At 66.2% G+C, this 14,441-nt stretch carries 16 protein-coding genes; 2 read left to right on the top strand and 14 right to left on the bottom strand.

From position 1 onward, the window contains the following. Positions 1-16: 16 nt before the first annotated feature. Positions 17-379, top strand: a complete 363-nt coding sequence (locus tag NJQ44_RS03970; RefSeq protein WP_254273386.1) for a DUF8159 domain-containing protein — start codon at positions 17-19, stop codon at positions 377-379. Here NJQ44_RS03970 and NJQ44_RS03975 read toward each other — a convergent pair. The 3 genes from NJQ44_RS03975 to NJQ44_RS03985 are packed head-to-tail and all read right to left on the bottom strand — an operon-like array spanning position 369 to position 1,356. Next, positions 369-731: a DUF8048 family protein gene (locus NJQ44_RS03975; protein WP_254273387.1), complete on the bottom strand. Its 363-nt coding sequence runs from the start codon at positions 729-731 to the stop codon at positions 369-371. The two genes, NJQ44_RS03970 and NJQ44_RS03975, sit on opposite strands and share 11 nt — an antisense overlap. Before the next feature lie 2 nt (positions 732-733). After that, on the bottom strand, positions 734-991 hold the full coding sequence (locus NJQ44_RS03980) for a MoaD-like domain-containing protein (RefSeq protein ID WP_254273388.1): 258 nt from the start codon (positions 989-991) through the stop codon (positions 734-736). Then, positions 988-1,356 (bottom strand): DUF7971 family protein, encoded by a 369-nt coding sequence (locus NJQ44_RS03985; RefSeq protein WP_254273389.1) that lies wholly within the window; start codon positions 1,354-1,356, stop codon positions 988-990. Before NJQ44_RS03985 ends, NJQ44_RS03980 begins: the two co-directional genes overlap by 4 nt. A 91-nt stretch (positions 1,357-1,447) precedes the next feature. Here NJQ44_RS03985 and NJQ44_RS03990 point away from each other — a divergent pair, with 91 nt between their 5' ends. Continuing rightward, entirely contained in the window at positions 1,448-1,843 is a 396-nt protein-coding gene (locus tag NJQ44_RS03990; RefSeq protein ID WP_254273390.1) for a pterin cluster protein, read from the top strand. Here NJQ44_RS03990 and NJQ44_RS03995 read toward each other — a convergent pair. The 11 genes from NJQ44_RS03995 to NJQ44_RS04045 form a co-directional block, all read right to left on the bottom strand. Further along, positions 1,840-2,115: a ubiquitin-like small modifier protein 1 gene (locus NJQ44_RS03995; RefSeq protein ID WP_254273391.1), complete on the bottom strand. Its 276-nt coding sequence runs from the start codon at positions 2,113-2,115 to the stop codon at positions 1,840-1,842. The genes NJQ44_RS03990 and NJQ44_RS03995 overlap by 4 nt on opposite strands. 278 nt (positions 2,116-2,393) lie before the next feature. After that, positions 2,394-4,271 (bottom strand): PINc/VapC family ATPase, encoded by a 1,878-nt coding sequence (locus NJQ44_RS04000; RefSeq protein WP_254273392.1) that lies wholly within the window; start codon positions 4,269-4,271, stop codon positions 2,394-2,396. A 387-nt stretch (positions 4,272-4,658) separates the two neighbouring features. Continuing rightward, the gene (locus NJQ44_RS04005) at positions 4,659-5,768 is read right to left on the bottom strand and encodes an agmatinase family protein (RefSeq protein ID WP_254273393.1); all 1,110 of its coding nucleotides are present in this window, start codon (positions 5,766-5,768) and stop codon (positions 4,659-4,661) included. A gap of 226 nt (positions 5,769-5,994) precedes the next feature. Next, a complete protein-coding gene (locus NJQ44_RS04010; RefSeq protein ID WP_254273394.1) occupies positions 5,995-7,038 on the bottom strand; it encodes an AbrB/MazE/SpoVT family DNA-binding domain-containing protein in 1,044 nt (347 codons plus the stop codon). Between the two features lie 219 nt (positions 7,039-7,257). Continuing rightward, positions 7,258-8,808, bottom strand: coding sequence for a high affinity choline transporter 1 (locus NJQ44_RS04015; RefSeq protein ID WP_254273395.1), 1,551 nt, complete (start codon positions 8,806-8,808; stop codon positions 7,258-7,260). A gap of 244 nt (positions 8,809-9,052) precedes the next feature. Further along, on the bottom strand, positions 9,053-9,505 hold the full coding sequence (locus tag NJQ44_RS04020; protein ID WP_254273396.1) for a Mov34/MPN/PAD-1 family protein: 453 nt from the start codon (positions 9,503-9,505) through the stop codon (positions 9,053-9,055). 48 nt (positions 9,506-9,553) lie between these two features. Next, a complete protein-coding gene (locus tag NJQ44_RS04025; protein WP_254273397.1) occupies positions 9,554-10,252 on the bottom strand; it encodes an ABC transporter ATP-binding protein in 699 nt (232 codons plus the stop codon). After that, positions 10,252-11,064: an ABC transporter ATP-binding protein gene (locus NJQ44_RS04030; RefSeq protein WP_254273398.1), complete on the bottom strand. Its 813-nt coding sequence runs from the start codon at positions 11,062-11,064 to the stop codon at positions 10,252-10,254. Before NJQ44_RS04030 ends, NJQ44_RS04025 begins: the two co-directional genes overlap by 1 nt. Next, complete coding sequence (locus tag NJQ44_RS04035) at positions 11,061-12,179, bottom strand: ABC transporter permease subunit (protein ID WP_254273399.1); 1,119 nt, start codon at positions 12,177-12,179, stop codon at positions 11,061-11,063. Before NJQ44_RS04035 ends, NJQ44_RS04030 begins: the two co-directional genes overlap by 4 nt. After that, complete coding sequence (gene urtB, locus NJQ44_RS04040; protein WP_254273400.1) at positions 12,180-13,115, bottom strand: urea ABC transporter, permease protein UrtB; 936 nt, start codon at positions 13,113-13,115, stop codon at positions 12,180-12,182. A gap of 1 nt (position 13,116) precedes the next feature. Further along, entirely contained in the window at positions 13,117-14,394 is a 1,278-nt protein-coding gene (locus tag NJQ44_RS04045) for an urea ABC transporter substrate-binding protein (protein ID WP_254273401.1), read from the bottom strand. Positions 14,395-14,441 lie beyond the last annotated feature (47 nt).

Consider the following 14,441-nt stretch of genomic DNA (forward strand, 5'->3'; position numbering starts at 1 on the left):
ACGTTTTCACTGACTGATGCACAGAGACGAGTTCGAGGACTTCGAGTTCCAGGTCGAGTCGCGGCTGACGAGTCACGGCGTCTACGTACAGACGTTCGAAGAGCGCACCGAGGAGAACACCTACGCGGTCACCTACGAGTCTATCGCCGCGGAACCGGGGTCGGTCCCGCACCGCGAAATCGGACGGGTCATCAACGTTCTGCGTGACCTCCACGCCGACGACTGGTCGGGCGCGGACGTGGAGGCGACGGTCCTCGACTTAGAGGAGGAGGTCCGCGGCTACTGGTACGTCGACGCCGAGTGGTTCGACCGCCTCCACAACGGCGACCTCTCGGAGACCGACTTCTCGCAGAAGGTGCTGGAGACGCTCAGCGTGTAGCGCCGACGGCGACCACCGAGCGGATTTCGAGGGTCGATTCGAACTCCCCCTCGCGGTCGAGGCGGCGGCCGTCTCTGCTGAACTGCGCCTCGTGGGCGCGGCGAACCGCCTCCCACTCCCGGCGGTTGAAGCCCAGCGTCTCGCCCGCCGCTTCCCAGTACTCCGGGCCGACGCAGTAGTAGTCGGCGTCTCGCGCCCCCGAGATGCGCTCGTAGCGGCGCTCGAACTCTTCGCGGCGGGTCTCGATATGTGTCTGAGCGCGCTCCAGTAGGTCGGGGAGGCGGTCCAGCGGGACGCTGGCCTGCGTCCCGGCCAGCAGAACGAGTTGGGCCTCGATGGGATGGTCGCCCATCGCTACCCGCCGGCACGCATCGCCTTCTGGGCGAACCGCTCGACCACCGAGTCCAGCGTCTCCGCCTCGCCCTCGAAGACGACAGTCACCTCGGTCAGTTCGATGGTCGGGCCGATGCCGACCTTCTCGGCGGAGAGGTCCGCCCGCCAGTCGTCGGCGACGACGGTGGTTTCGTCGCGTTCCTCGCCACCCAGGCCCGTCAGGTAGTGACGGGCCAGTCGCATCGAGATGCCACGAAAGCGCCGCTCGCGTCGGCTCATCCCGGGCGGATGCCGTCGTCGACGATGCGGGCGTTTCGCTCGCGGCCGATGCGGTCGGCGAGGTCGGCGTGGTCGTATATCTGCTGGATAATCGACGCCAGCAGGTCCCGCCACGCCATCGCGTAGATGGGCGATTGGCCCCACGCGCGCAGTTCGACGACGTATTCGTCGTATGCCTCCCAGCGCTGTTCGAAGTACTCGACGAGGTCCACGACGGCGCTCGCGGGGTCGTCACTGTCGAGCGCCGCGTTCACGTCGGTCTCCCACCCGGCGACGGCCCGTTGGATGTCCTGTTTCGCGTCCTCGCCGTCGGCGGGCAGAGCGTCGACGATGGCCGACGGAATGCCCAGTTCGATGTCTTCCATACCCGCTACTGGGGCCGCGGGCAATTAAAATCGGTCCCGCCCGAACGTGTTCGCACCCACCGTCTTAGCCACGCTTGCCGTAGTCCTCCGCATGAGTGGGACGACTCAAACGGCCGCCGAGCGAACGCAGACGACCGTCGAGGTGCACTGCACGGGCCACGTCAGGGGCGTGGTCGGAGAACCGTACGTCGAATTCACCTTCGAAGGCACGACGCTCAGAGCGTTCCTCGACGCGTTCTGTGCGCGCTACGACGTCGCCGACCTCCTCATCGCCGAGACTGAGTCCGACGCCGCGACGACGGGGTGGGCCCCGGAACTGGAGTCGCTACCCGGGACGTGGGAGAAGAACCCCGAGGGTGACCAGACCCGCTGTTACGCCCGCGTCACCGTCGACGGGCAGTTCAACGAGTGTCTGGCCGGCCTCGACACCGAACTCGACGGCGGCGAGCGAATCGGCCTCCTGTACCCGTTCATCTTCTGCTGTTAGCCGCCAGCGACGGGCGGGAACACGCTGAGTTCGTCGCCGTCTTCGAGCGTCGTCTCCAGTCCGTCCAGATGCTCGATGTCCTGCCCGTTGCGCAGGATGGTCAGGTACTGCCGTAGTTCGTCGTCGGACTCGAAGAGGTCCATCTCGGGGAATTCCTCGGGCAGCGACCGCAGGATGTCGCCCGCCCGCGCGTCGTCGTCGAACTCCCGGTGGAGAATCTTCTGCCCGACGGCCGCACGGAAGTTCGCGAAGAAGCGCAACTCGATTTCCATACCGGGAGCCTAGGGCCAGCGGCGTATAGACGTTTGTGGCGGACTGGCGGTGGAGCCGTCACTCGAGGGCCGACGAGGGAAGTCCCGGTTCAACCTACGACGGAACGACGGTAATCGTCATTCCGCGGTCGATTGCTCGCTCCAGCCCCTCCACCTTTTTCCCGCTCGGGTGGCCTACGGCCACCGCTCACGGCAACAACGTGGGCGAAAAAGACCGAACTCGCGGCGCGGCCGCGAGTTCGGTAGGACCTCGGTTTCCGCTAACCGAACCGTACGGTCTACGACGGGACGACGGTAATCGTCATTCCGCGGTCGATTGCTCGCTCCAGTTCCTCGGCGATGCCCGACCCGCGGGAGACCTGAATCTCGCCGCCGCGGGAGACGGTGGCGGTAAAGAGGTACTCGCCGTCGGCCTGCACCTCGACGGTGTCGCCCGCATGGCCGTCGAGCGGGACGATGACGTGCCGCGAGGTCACTTCGGGCGTGACGATTTCGCCCGGCTTGCCGCCGCTGTCGGTCTCCGGGCCGCCGGAGGGGCCGGTCGGTCGGTCGGCGAAGGTCCGCACGTCGATGTCGATACCGAGGCGGTTCTCCACGTCGGAGATACGGCCGCCGCCCTTCCCGATAACCTGCGAGATATCGTCGTCATCGACCCACACGACGGCGGTGTTGGGGCCGCGGAGTTCGACTTCGACGTGGCCGCGGGCGATGGAGCGAATCTCGCGTTCGACCTCCTGTTTCGCGAGGCGGTCGACGCCCGAATCCGGTTCGTCCTCGTCCTCGTTCAGCGGGACGGTGACGACCTGCCGGTTGAACGTGTAGATTTCGTACTCGGGGCGGCCGGTCTCGAAGTCCTTGACGACGATGACCGGGCGCGCGAGGTCCTCCTCCATGAGGCCCTGCGGGACCTTCACCTCCGTCGAAACGTCGTACACCGTGTGGACCTCACCGGCCTCGATGTAGACGACGGTGTCGACGATTTGCGGGATGAGGCCCAACTCGACGCGGCCGATGAGTCGCTGGAGGGCGTCGACGGCCCGCGTTGCGTGGACGACGCCGACCATTCCGACGCCCGCCATCCGCATGTCGGCGAACACCTCGAAGTCGTCGGTCTTGCGAACCTCGTCGTAGATGGTGTAGTCCGGCCGGACCATCAGCAGCGAGTCGGCCGTCTTCTCCATCGACCCGCCCAGCGCGGTGTACTGGGTGATGTTCGGGCCGACCTGCAGGTCCCGCGGTTTCTCCATCGTCTTCACCGAGTAGTCGGCGTCGACGAGGAACTCCCCGACGGCCTGTGCGAACGTCGACTTCCCGGCCCCGGGCGACCCGGAGATGAGGACGCCGCGCTGGTGTTCGGTGAATCGCTCGCGGAGTTCGTCGGCGTGGTCGTAGTCGTCTAAGTCGGTCTTGACGATGGGTCGCACCGCCGTAATCTCCATCGCGTCCGAGAACGGCGGTCGGGCGATGGCGATACGCAGGTCCCGGAACTGCACGATGTCCATCCCCGGTTCGGAGAGTTCGAAGAAGCCGTCGGGCGAGGACCGGGCCGCGTCCTCGATGTCGTCGGCGTACTGCCGCAGTTCCGACTCGGTGGCGATGTCGTCCCGAATCGGCTGATAGTGCATGTCGCCGATAGAGCCCTTCTTCGCGTAGGGCTTGACGCCCACCTTCAGGTGGAGGCTCATCGTCGACTCGTCGAAGAAATTCTCTATCTGGAGGCGCTCCACGTCGCGACCCCGCGGTTCGATGTACTCGACTTTCAGCCCCTTCGCGCGGGCGACCTCTGCCTGTACGTCGTCGCTGGTGACGAGCGTCGCCCCCCGATTCTGGGCCACGTCGCGGATGAGCGCGTCTATCTCGCCCTCGCCCGCGTCGCGTTTCTCGACGGCGTCGGGGCGGCGGCCGACGTACTCCAGGTCGACGGTGCCCTCGTCGGCGAGGTCGACGAGGCGCTGGAGTTCTTCCAGTCCCTCCCACCCGGTGTCGCGACCGTCGTTGGCCTGTGCTTCGAGTTCGCCGACGACGGCCTCGGGGACGATGACCGTCGCGCCAGCGAATCCCATGCCGTCCGCCTCTCCCTCGGGAGCGGCGTCGGCCGCTATCTGGGCGGACACGCGGCCGTCGATGACCACGCTCGTGTCCGGTACGATTTCCATACGCGGAATACGTCACCGTCGAGTGATAAGGCTCCTGATGCCCGCGCTAGCGAGTGGCGTGCTAGCCGCGATTGCTGTTGATAGTATACTCTCGCGAACGAGTCACGTTGTGAACGACCAGAAAGCCCCAGGCGCGCCGCTCCCGAGACTCGTTGCGCGCTCACTCCGTTCTCGCGCTTACTTCGCCGGTGTTCCAGGCGTGCGGCCCCGTTCAGTCCTGCCTGTGTCGGCTATGTCGTCAGCTACGGGACGGGCGTCTCTGGGTCCGTACCGACCACTACCGTCGCTGGCCGGTCAGAACGGGTATGGATGGGCCGCCGCGTGGGCAAGAGAGCGGGTCGCGGCGGCCCCGCACGAAAAGGATGTCGGACGTTCAGTCGCGGGGACTCAGTCGTCGGCGGGCGTCTCCGTCGTCTCCGTCGGGCCGAGGGGTTCCTTCGGTTTGATGGGGTCACCCGAGTCCAGTCCCTTCTCGGCCAGTGCCATGCTCCCCATCACCTCGATGATGAGGCGGTTGGCGAACCCGCTGGTGATGCCGCCGTTGTACGAGGAGGAGTCGCTCACGTCGTAGGCGGGCGAGACTTCGACCACGTCGAACCCGAAGTTCTCGGGGTCCAGCGCCTTCACGACTTCGCGGACCATGTAGATGGCCTCGCGGGGGATGAGGCCGCCGGGTTCGGGTTCGCCGGTCCCCGGCGCGTAGGCCGGTTCCATCACGTCCACGTCGAAGGAGACCCAGACGGCGTCGGTCCCGTCGGTCGCCCGCTGGACGGCGTCTTTCACGATGTCGTCTAGGTCCATCGTCCCGACTTCCATCGCGGTGTACCACTTCATGCCCGCCTCGCGCATGTCCTCGTAGGTGTCGGGGCCGGGCCAGAACCCGCGCGGACCGATGAGCGTGTAGTTCTCGCCGGCCATGATGTCCTCGTCGTAGACCCGCTTGACCCACGCGCCGTGGTCGTACTCGAACCCGGTGAGGCCGTCCTCGCCGGTGTCGGCGTGGCAGTCGAAGTGGATGAGGCCGATGTCCTCGTAGCCGTTCGCCTCGGCCCAGCCCTTGATGTCCGGGTAGGAGATGGAGTGGTCGCCGCCGATGACGATGGGCGTCGCCTGCTCGCTGATCTCGTAGACGGCGTCCTCGATGTTCAACTGGCTCTGTCGCGTGTCGCCGGGCGAGACGGCGGCGTCGCCGGTGTCGGCCACGCTGAAGCTGTCGAACGGGTCGACGCCAGTCTCGATGTTGAAGTGCTCGTACGGCGGCGAGGGGACCGTGGAGGCGGCCCGCACCGCGCGCGGCCCGTAGCGCGTCCCTGGACGGATGGTCGTCGCCGTGTCCAGCGGCGCGCCGAGGATGCCGATGTCCACGTCTTCCTCGTCCAGTTCGTCCCGGTCTACCTCGGGCAGTTTCAGGAACGTCGGGATGCCGCTGAAGATGGGTTCGTTCGCTTCCTTGTACGCGTCGCCGTAGATATCTTCGCCTGAACGTTCGTCAGTCATGTGTTTGTCTCGTTTTGGCGGGTTGTGCCCGCGAATCACGTCGTTTTCTTCGACATAACTGGGTGGTTGACCAATACTGAAAAGCGTTCCTTCGGATGTGTAATACCCTTTCTGGGGAACTGGTGCGTGCATGGACCGTTGCAGTCTCCTTTAGGTGTTTAAGGTCCCCGGCAACCGCAGGACTGCGCTGTCGCTCGGTGGCCTGCGCTCCGAAAAGATGGACGGGTCACTCGCTGTCGACGAGGTCCGGCGAGGCGCGGAACGCGAGGTGGGTCGCGACGGCGAGGCTGTCCCGCGCGTGTTGAGCACACCGCTCCAGCAGGACGACCGCCCGCTGGAGTTCCAGCAGGGGTTCGGGTCGCTCGTCGGCGAGGTGGTCGTTGCACGCGTCGACGTGGTCGTCGACCGCGTCGAACCGGTCGCGGGCGGTCTCGGCCGCGTCGTAGTCGGGCGTCGTGACCGCCGCGATAGTCGCACTGACCGCGTCGTCGATGGCCCCGCCCAGTGCGCGGAGGTGGTCGGCGGTGTCGTCGTCCGGCACGGTCCCGTCGCTCTCGACGACGATGTCGGCGATGTCGCGGGCCAGACCCGCCATCAGGGACACGTCCTGTGCGACCGAGCGATAGCCGATGAGCGGGAAGCCGGTGTCGAGGCCTACCTCTTGGTTGAGTCGCGGGTTCCGGTACGTGGCGAAGACGAGGCGCAAGAAGAGGTAGAACAGTTTCTCGACCTGTTCGTACCGGCGGGCCGCGGTCCGGGCGCGGTCGGCGTCGCCCTCGACCAGCGCCGTAATCGCTTCCGTCCGAATCGTCGCTTCCGTTCGGCTGAGACGACCCAGCAGGGTCGGCAGGTCGAAGTCGCCGGGCGCGACGGAGCAGCGGACGGTGACCGTCTGAGTCGCCTGTTCGACGATGCCGAGACCCATGAGCTGTCGTTCCGCGTCGAAGACGGCGTCGTGGTGCTCGGGGGTCAGCGGCGTCTCGGACTCGATGCGGACGAGTTGCCGACCCAGCACGTACTGGGTGACGACGGCCCGGCCCAGCGCCTCCGGCGAGAGCGTTTCCGCGTTGACGACGGCGTCGGTGTCGTCGACGTTCGGTTCCTCCGGGACCAACAGCAGTGACCCGCCGTTCTCGTCGCGTTGGACGATGACCTCGTCGCCTTTCTCGATGTCGTGGTGGCGCGCCCACTCGGCCGGGACGGTCACCGCCAGCGTCGAGGAGCCGAGTTGCTGCACCTTCCGCTTGACGCGGACGTAGTCGGTGTTCACTGTCGGCCCCTCGCGCCGACAATCGATCGGTGGGCGTTCATTTGTACTCTGGTATGATACACGATATGGCTGTAAATCGGGGTTATGGTTGGAACAATACGTGCGAATCGGTCGGAAAATCGGACGTGTCAGGCTGTGCCGACGATGACGAGCGTCACGGCCAACAGGAGGACGACGAGGCCGAGGCCGAACAGGAAGAACCGGTCGCCCCCGGAGAACTCACTCATCGTCGTCGCCGCCCGCGACGATGGTGCGCTGGCCCTGCCGGTCGAGGCTCCGCACGCCGTAGCTCTCGCGGGTGGCGTAGCCGACGGCGAGGAACACGAGGAGGCTCACCGCGGGCGCGATGAACGTCGGAATGCCGTCGAACGCCGCCGTGAAGATGTCGTTCTGGATGTACAGCAGCGAGTTCTCGTAGCCGTAGGTGACCGGAATCAGGACGAAGAAGCCGAGACGCGTGAGCGACCCGGTGACCATCGAGGCCAGCGCCGCGGGCGTCGTCGCCACGTCCGGCCAGTAGAGGCCGAGCGCCAGCGGAACGAGCGCACCGGCGAACATGATGTCGAACGCGAGGACGAGCAACATCCCCGTCGCCGGGACGCGCAGGGCGAAGAACACGCCCAGCAGAGTGATGGGGACGGCCATCATGCGAGTGACCTTCAGGAGTTTGTCGCTCTTGTGGCTGAACAGGCCGCCGTCGGCGGCGACCGGTTCGGCCTGTTGCTTCTCGTCGATGCGGATGTCGCCGATGTTGCGTGCGATGACCGAGGACGTGCCGAGAATCGCGCCGTCGCCGGTCGAGAACGAGGCGGCGACGATGCCACCGAGGACGAGCGCCGCCAGCCACGGCGGGACCGCGTTCTGCAAGAGGACGTACAGCACGGCCTGATTGCCCGCCTCGACGCCGAGCGACTGGAGAATCGCGCCCGAGGAGAGCGCGACCATCGAGAACGGGAGGCCGATGACGAGCGTTCCGAGACTGCCGATGAAACACGCCTTCTGGGCCGTCTCGGGGTCTTCGGCGGCGAACACGCGTTCCATGAAGTCGATGGCGACGATGTCGCCCAGGCCGAGGGCGGCGATGGTCGCGAGGTTGACGTACGCGCCCTGCGAGGGGTCGGTGAGTTGGCCGAACGCCATCGGTCCCATGCCGTCTGGGATGGTGATGCCGTAGTTCGTCGCGACGAAGACGACGAGCGCCAGCGACCCGACCAGCGCGACGAACGCCTGAATCACGTCGGTGTAGGCCACCGCGAACAGGCCGCCCGCGATGGTGTAGGCGAAGATGATGGCCGCGATGACGAAGACGCCGGTGAAGTACGACATGCCGACGAACGTCTGGAAGAGGTAGCCCCCGGCGACGAGGTTCCCCGCCAAGAGGAAGGCGTAGCTCAACACCATGATGAGGCTGGCGAGCACCTCGACGCTGCGGCCGTACTTGCGTCGGTAGAAGTCCGGAAGCGTGATGAGGTCCATCCGGTTCATCGGCTTGGCGAAGAACAGACCGGTGATGAACAGACACAGCGCCAGTCCGATGGGCAGTGCGGCCCCGGCCCAGAACCCGAACGAGGAAGTCAGGTCGGTGTTGCCGAGCGTCGCGTTCGCGTCGAGCGACTGGGCCATCAGCGTCGCCGCCGCGAGCGGAAGTATCAGGCCTCGGCCCGCGATGATGTAGTTGACGCTGTCGCCCTTGACGTACTTCGAGACGTAGAGGCCGATGCCGAGCATCACGAGGACGATGGCGGCCAACCCGTAGACGATGAGGCTCATCGCGATTCCCCCGAGTTGACGAACAACGCGGTTTCGTCGGCAGTGATGTGTGAAACACGAACCCTATCTCGCGATGCGTGTACGTGTGGTCGCATATTGGTTACAGAACTGTCGAACCATTCGGGATTAAAAGGCCTTATCCTGTGATTGTTTATCGTCTCTGGTTACACTTTGACGTGTTCGAACCGTTCCAGCCTGTCGGTGCACACTCGAACACCTTTGACAGTATAATGGTGTCTAGACGCTAGACGAGTCGGGGCAGTCGCGACCGGTTCTCGGCCGCGTCGGTCTCGCCGGTCTCGACCGGCAGTTCGCGCCACGGGAGGAGGCCGCGCTTGAACAGGCGATAGCTGTACGGGTCGCCGTGGGGTGCGAAGACGACGAGCGCGAACTGTTCGGGGATGTGCCGCCGGTCCGTCTGCGTCAGGCCCGACGGCGACGCTGGCGAGGTGTGCGAGTGGTAGAACACGCGCGGGCGCGGGGGTGCCCGCTCGTCGACGGTCGTGACGTACCGCCGCCGGGGTTCGCTGGCCTCGTTGTCGAGTTCTACGTGGTCGGTGGCGTACAGGCGGTCGCCGCGGCGCTCGCAGGCGAGAAAGCCCCCGGCTTCGCGCGGATGTGCGGCGGCCACCGTCGCCGCGACGCGTTCACGAACCGTGGGGGCAACGACAAGTCCACGAATCCGGCGGGGGAACACGTTCGGACCGTCGGCGGCGGCAAAAATAGGTGTGTCCGTTTCGGACGGTCAGACCGCGAGGTACTCGGCGATGGCGTCCTCGTCGGCCAGCGTCGTCGGGCCGACTTCGTCGACGATTTCGCCGCGCTCCATCGCGTAACAGCGGTCGGCCATCTCGCGGATGACCCCGAGGTTCTGCTCGACGAACAGAATCGTCGTCCCGAGGTCCTCGTTGATGGTCTGCATGTCGCGGCTGATCTGGTCGACGATGGAGGGCTGGATGCCCTCGCTGGGTTCGTCGAGTAGGAGGAGGTCCGGGTTCGACACCAGCGCCCGCGCGATGGCGAGCATCTGCTGTTGGCCGCCCGAGAGCGTCCCGGCGTCCTGACTCGCCCGCTCCTCCAAGACCGGGAAGTAGTCGTAAATCTGGTCGTACAGCGTTTCGTCGCTGGCGGCGTTGACCGTCTCGCCCATGCGGATGTTCTGCTCGACCGTGAGTTTCGGGAACACGTCCCGGCCCTGCGGGATGTAGCCCATCCCGGCCCGGGCGCGTTCGTCGGCCGCGGCGTCGGTCACGTCCTGCCCGGCGTAGGTGATGGTCCCGCGGGTGGGTTCCAGCAGGCCGATGATGGTCTTCATCAGCGTCGACTTCCCGACGCCGTTCTTGCCCATCACGCCGACGATTTCGCCCTCGTCGACGGTGAGGTCCACGTCCCGGAGGATGGGCGTCGAGTCGTAGGCGGCGGTGACGCCGTCGAGTTCGAGCATCACTGCTCACCTCCGAGATAGATGCGCTGGACCTCGGGGTCGGACTCGATGTCCTCGATGGGGCCTTCGCGGAAGATGCCGCCGTTGTGCAGCACCGTCACCTCGTCGGCGATGTTCGCCACGAACTCCGTGTCGTGTTCGATGACGACGAAGGCGATGCCTTCCTCCTCGTTGAGGCGAGTGACGCGTTCGGCGATGGCCTCCCGTTCGGCCACGTCCAGTCCCGCGACGGGTTCGTCCAGCAGGAGCAAGTCGGGTTCGAGCGCGGCGGCCATCCCGATTTCGAGTTGCTGCTGTTGGCCGTGGGAGAGTTGGCTCGCATCGGCGTCTTCGTATCCCGACAGACCGGCCGCGGTGATGGCCTCGTCGACGCGCTTGCGCCGTTCCTCCCCGTCGGCGAACCGCTGGATGGGGAGGCGGGCGTTCTCTCGCACCGTAAGGTCGCCGTACACCGACGGCACCTGGAACTTCATGCTGATGCCCTTCCGAACCCGCTCGTGCGGTTCGAGGTCGGTGATGTCGTGCCCGTCGTAGTAGATGCTCCCGGCGGTGGCGTCGTACGTGCCGGTGATGAGTTTCAGCAGCGTCGACTTCCCGGCCCCGTTCGGACCGATGAGACACCGCAGTTCGCCCTCGGCGACGCTGAAGTCCACGTCGTCGGTGGCGGTGAACCCGCCGAACTCCTTGCGGAGTCCGTCGGTCGACAGCAGGGTGTCGGTTCGGTCGCCCGTGGCCAGTTCCGCGGCCGTCTGTCGGACGTTCGGACTGCTCGCCGCGTCTCGGTTCGCCTTCGCGTCAGTGTCTGAACTCATGGGTCGCTCACCTCTGCAGCCGTCTCGGGCGGGTCCGGCGCACTGCCGTCGTCGCGCATGTCGAGGTACGTCTGGTGGACCCACGGCACGATACCGCCCGGCAGGCCGAGGATGAACACCAGCAGGAGTGCGCCGACGATGATGAAGGCCAGTTCGCCGCCCAGCGAGTTCCGGAAGAACTCGATGCCGACGGTCGCACCGACCGCACCCAGCAGGGTCTTCCGGCCGCCGACGCTCACCCAGATGACCGGCAGCGAAGCGAACGTGAGTTCGAACACGCCGGGGCTCATGTAGTTGCCCCACGAGGCGTACAGCACGCCCGAGAGGCCCGCCAGCGCGCCGCCGAGGGTGAAGACGGCGAGTTTCACGCGCTTGACGTCGTAGCCGAACATCCGCGTCCGGTCCTCGTCCTCTCGCACCGCGACCATCACGCGCCCGTAGTCGGAGTTGACCAGCACGCGGAGACCGAGGTACGTCGCCACCAGCAGGCCCAGGACGAGGTAGTAGAAGGTCACGCTGTCGAACATAATCGCGGCCCCGCCGACGCCGAAGGCGAGGTTCGGGATGGTCGGCATCCCGTTGAACCCGCCCAGCGCGGCCTGGCCGATGGTCCACTCGTCACCGGCCGTCTGGGCCATGAACGTGTGCAGGACCAGCGTCGAGACGAGCGTGATGATGGTGACGTAGACGTTGCGGACGCCGCCGTAGAACATGAAGTAGCCCAGCACGAACGCCATCACCGCGCCGCCGAGAATGCCGACGGCGAAGGCGGCGGTGATGCCCGCGGGCGTCGCGAAGTTCACGGAGACGACGCCGAACGTGTAGCCCGCGACGCCGAAGAAGACGACCTGTCCGAACGACAGGACGCCCGCGTAGCCCCACACGACCGACAGCGAGAGGCCGAGGAAGGCGTACACCAGGAACAGCGAGAACCGCGAGGCCTGATAGGACCCGACGGCGAGGGGGTACGCCGACAGGGCGACGACGGCCACGAGGAACCCTATCCAGAACCCTTTCGAGTTCCCGACGGTGTTCGGTCCCTCGACGTAGTCGCGCAGGCGGGCGAGGCCCGTCGGGTCGGCGGTCGGGCCGCCGGAACCGGTTTCGGCGGTCATCTACGCCTCCTCCCGGCGCTCGCGCAGGCGCTCGACGAAGCCCGTGATGCCGTCCGGCAGGAACCGAATCATCACGATGGCGGTCACCAGCAGGGCGATGCGGCCGAAGAACGTCCCGACGAGGTTCGAGAACAGGGCGTTGATGGCCCCCAGCAGGCCGCCCGCCAGCGTCGTCCCGAGCACCACGCTCGGGCCGCCGACGACGACGGCGACGAACGCCTCGACGAGGAACGAACTCCCCAGACCGGGGACCATCGTCACCGTCGGGGCGTACAGCGCGCCCGTCAGTCCGGCCAGTCCGGACCCGAAGGCGAACGTCGTCATGTACGTGCGCTCGGTGTCGACGCCGAGTGCGCGGGCCGTGTCCTCGTCCTGAATCGTCGCGCGGGCGCGCATCCCGTACTCGGTGCGGGTGAACACGTAGTAGGTGAACCCGAGCACCGCGAGAGCGACACCGGCGAGCAGGACCCGATAGGTGGAGTACGAGAAGCCGCTGTAGGCGATTTTGCCCAGCGGCGTCCCGATTTGGTCGAGCGAGTTGCCCAGCGTGACGCGGATGCCCTGCACCATGATGAGCGAGAGGCCCCACGTCGCGACCATCGAGTCGGCCAGTCGGTCGTACAGCGGTTCGATGACGTTCCGACCGAGGGTCCGCTGGGCGACGAGGTTGGGGAGCCACCCCGAGATGACGACGCGTTCGACCAGCAGGCCGAACAGCGCCGTCACGACCACGCCGACGAGCATCGCGGCCGGGAGCGGCAGCCCGAGGCGGATGTTCGCCAGCGTCGTCGCGTACGCGCCGACCATGATGAACTCCCCGTGGGCGAGGTTGATGACGCCCATGATGCCGAAGATGATGGCCAGTCCCCCCGCCGCCAGCACGATAAAGGCGAAGCTATCGAGGAACTGGAACAGCAGGTTCAGGCCGTTGACCATCTCACCCCGCCTCCTCGTAGAAGTCCTGTGGGGTGTATTGCGTCTCTTCGTCTTCTTGGGTGAGGTCACAGCCGACCGTCTCCGAGAGGAACGTCTCGGGGATGACCCGGTCGTCGACGGCCTCGACGTTGTGGTTCTCGTCGGCGCGCATCACCCACATGTGGTGGTCCACGTGGTGGGTCGCGCCGTCGATGGCGATGGACTCGCCGTCGGGGGCTTCGGGGGCCTCGTAGGTGATGCCCGTTTCGAGGGCCTCCTTGACGGCCTCCATCTCCGTGGTTCCGGCCTGCTCGACGGCCTTCTTGTACATGTAGATGGAGAAGTAGTTGTTCTCGGCCTCCTCGTTGAGGTACGGGGCGTCCGGGAACATCTCGTAGTACCGGTCGACGAACCCGCCCTCGCTGGTGTTGCGGTTCGTCGGTATCTCTTCCATGTAGTTGACCCCGGCGTAGATGTTCGCCATCGCGGGCGGGTCCAGACGCAGGTGTTCGTAGCCCTGGGCCATCGCCGTCGACGTGCCGATGGGCACGTCCAGTCCCGCGGAGGCCTTCTGCTCGTAGAAGGAGGTGTGGTTCGCGCCGACGAGCATCGACATCACGAAGTCGGGGTCGGCCTCCTGAATCCGGTTGATGGTCGACCCGAACTGGGAGTTCGACAGCGGGATGAACTCCTCGCCGATGACCTCCGCACCGTTCTCGTTCGCGAGCACCTTCACCCAGTCGGCCGACAACTGACCGAAGTTGTAGTCGGCGGCGATGGTGTAGATTTTCGGGCCGTACTCTTCGACGAGATACGGGAGCACGCTCCCCAACTGCTGGCGGGCCGTCGGGCCGACGGCGAAGACGTTGTGGTCGCAGACGCCGCCCTCGTACTGGGTGGTGTAGAAGTACAGTTGGTCCTCCCGGTCGATGATGGGGCGGATGGCCTCACGGGTCGCCGAGGAGTACCCCGCCCAGAGCGCGTCGACGTTCTCTTGGTTGATGGCGCGGCGGGTGAGTTCCTGATAGCGCTGATTGTCCGACTGCGGGTCCGGGTCGAACACTTCGATTTGCTTGCCGTCGATGCCGCCGTCGTTGTTTATCTCCTCGATGGCGAGCATCGACGCCTTGTGCTTGGGGTCGCCGACGAGCGCGAAGTTGCCCGACCGGTCCTCCAGCACACCGAGCTGAATCGTGTCGTCGCTGGAGGCGGAGCCACCGGAACACCCGGCGAGCGCCGTCCCGGCGAGGGCGGCCGTCGACCCGAGGAAACCGCGACGGCTGATGGGACCGCGGCTCATACGTCTCCCTCCACTGCAACAACTTCGTTCACTTCGGTCCGCAGTTT

This window comes from Haloarcula marina (genome assembly GCF_024218775.1).
GTDB lineage: Archaea > Halobacteriota > Halobacteria > Halobacteriales > Haloarculaceae > Haloarcula > Haloarcula marina.

Bases quoted from the DNA above. Each gene is read 5' to 3' on its own strand.
- NJQ44_RS03970 (WP_254273386.1), top strand. From the start codon at position 17: ATGCACAGAGACGAGTTCGAGGACTTCGAGTTCCAGGTCGAGTCGCGG.
- NJQ44_RS03975 (WP_254273387.1), bottom strand. From the start codon at position 731: ATGGGCGACCATCCCATCGAGGCCCAACTCGTTCTGCTGGCCGGGACG.
- NJQ44_RS03980 (WP_254273388.1), bottom strand. From the start codon at position 991: ATGAGCCGACGCGAGCGGCGCTTTCGTGGCATCTCGATGCGACTGGCC.
- NJQ44_RS03985 (WP_254273389.1), bottom strand. From the start codon at position 1,356: ATGGAAGACATCGAACTGGGCATTCCGTCGGCCATCGTCGACGCTCTG.
- NJQ44_RS03990 (WP_254273390.1), top strand. From the start codon at position 1,448: ATGAGTGGGACGACTCAAACGGCCGCCGAGCGAACGCAGACGACCGTC.
- NJQ44_RS03995 (WP_254273391.1), bottom strand. From the start codon at position 2,115: ATGGAAATCGAGTTGCGCTTCTTCGCGAACTTCCGTGCGGCCGTCGGG.
- NJQ44_RS04000 (WP_254273392.1), bottom strand. From the start codon at position 4,271: ATGGAAATCGTACCGGACACGAGCGTGGTCATCGACGGCCGCGTGTCC.
- NJQ44_RS04005 (WP_254273393.1), bottom strand. From the start codon at position 5,768: ATGACTGACGAACGTTCAGGCGAAGATATCTACGGCGACGCGTACAAG.
- NJQ44_RS04015 (WP_254273395.1), bottom strand. From the start codon at position 8,808: ATGAGCCTCATCGTCTACGGGTTGGCCGCCATCGTCCTCGTGATGCTC.
- NJQ44_RS04025 (WP_254273397.1), bottom strand. From the start codon at position 10,252: ATGCTCGAACTCGACGGCGTCACCGCCGCCTACGACTCGACGCCCATC.
- NJQ44_RS04030 (WP_254273398.1), bottom strand. From the start codon at position 11,064: ATGAGTTCAGACACTGACGCGAAGGCGAACCGAGACGCGGCGAGCAGT.
- NJQ44_RS04035 (WP_254273399.1), bottom strand. From the start codon at position 12,179: ATGACCGCCGAAACCGGTTCCGGCGGCCCGACCGCCGACCCGACGGGC.
- urtB (WP_254273400.1), bottom strand. From the start codon at position 13,115: ATGGTCAACGGCCTGAACCTGCTGTTCCAGTTCCTCGATAGCTTCGCC.
- NJQ44_RS04045 (WP_254273401.1), bottom strand. From the start codon at position 14,394: ATGAGCCGCGGTCCCATCAGCCGTCGCGGTTTCCTCGGGTCGACGGCC.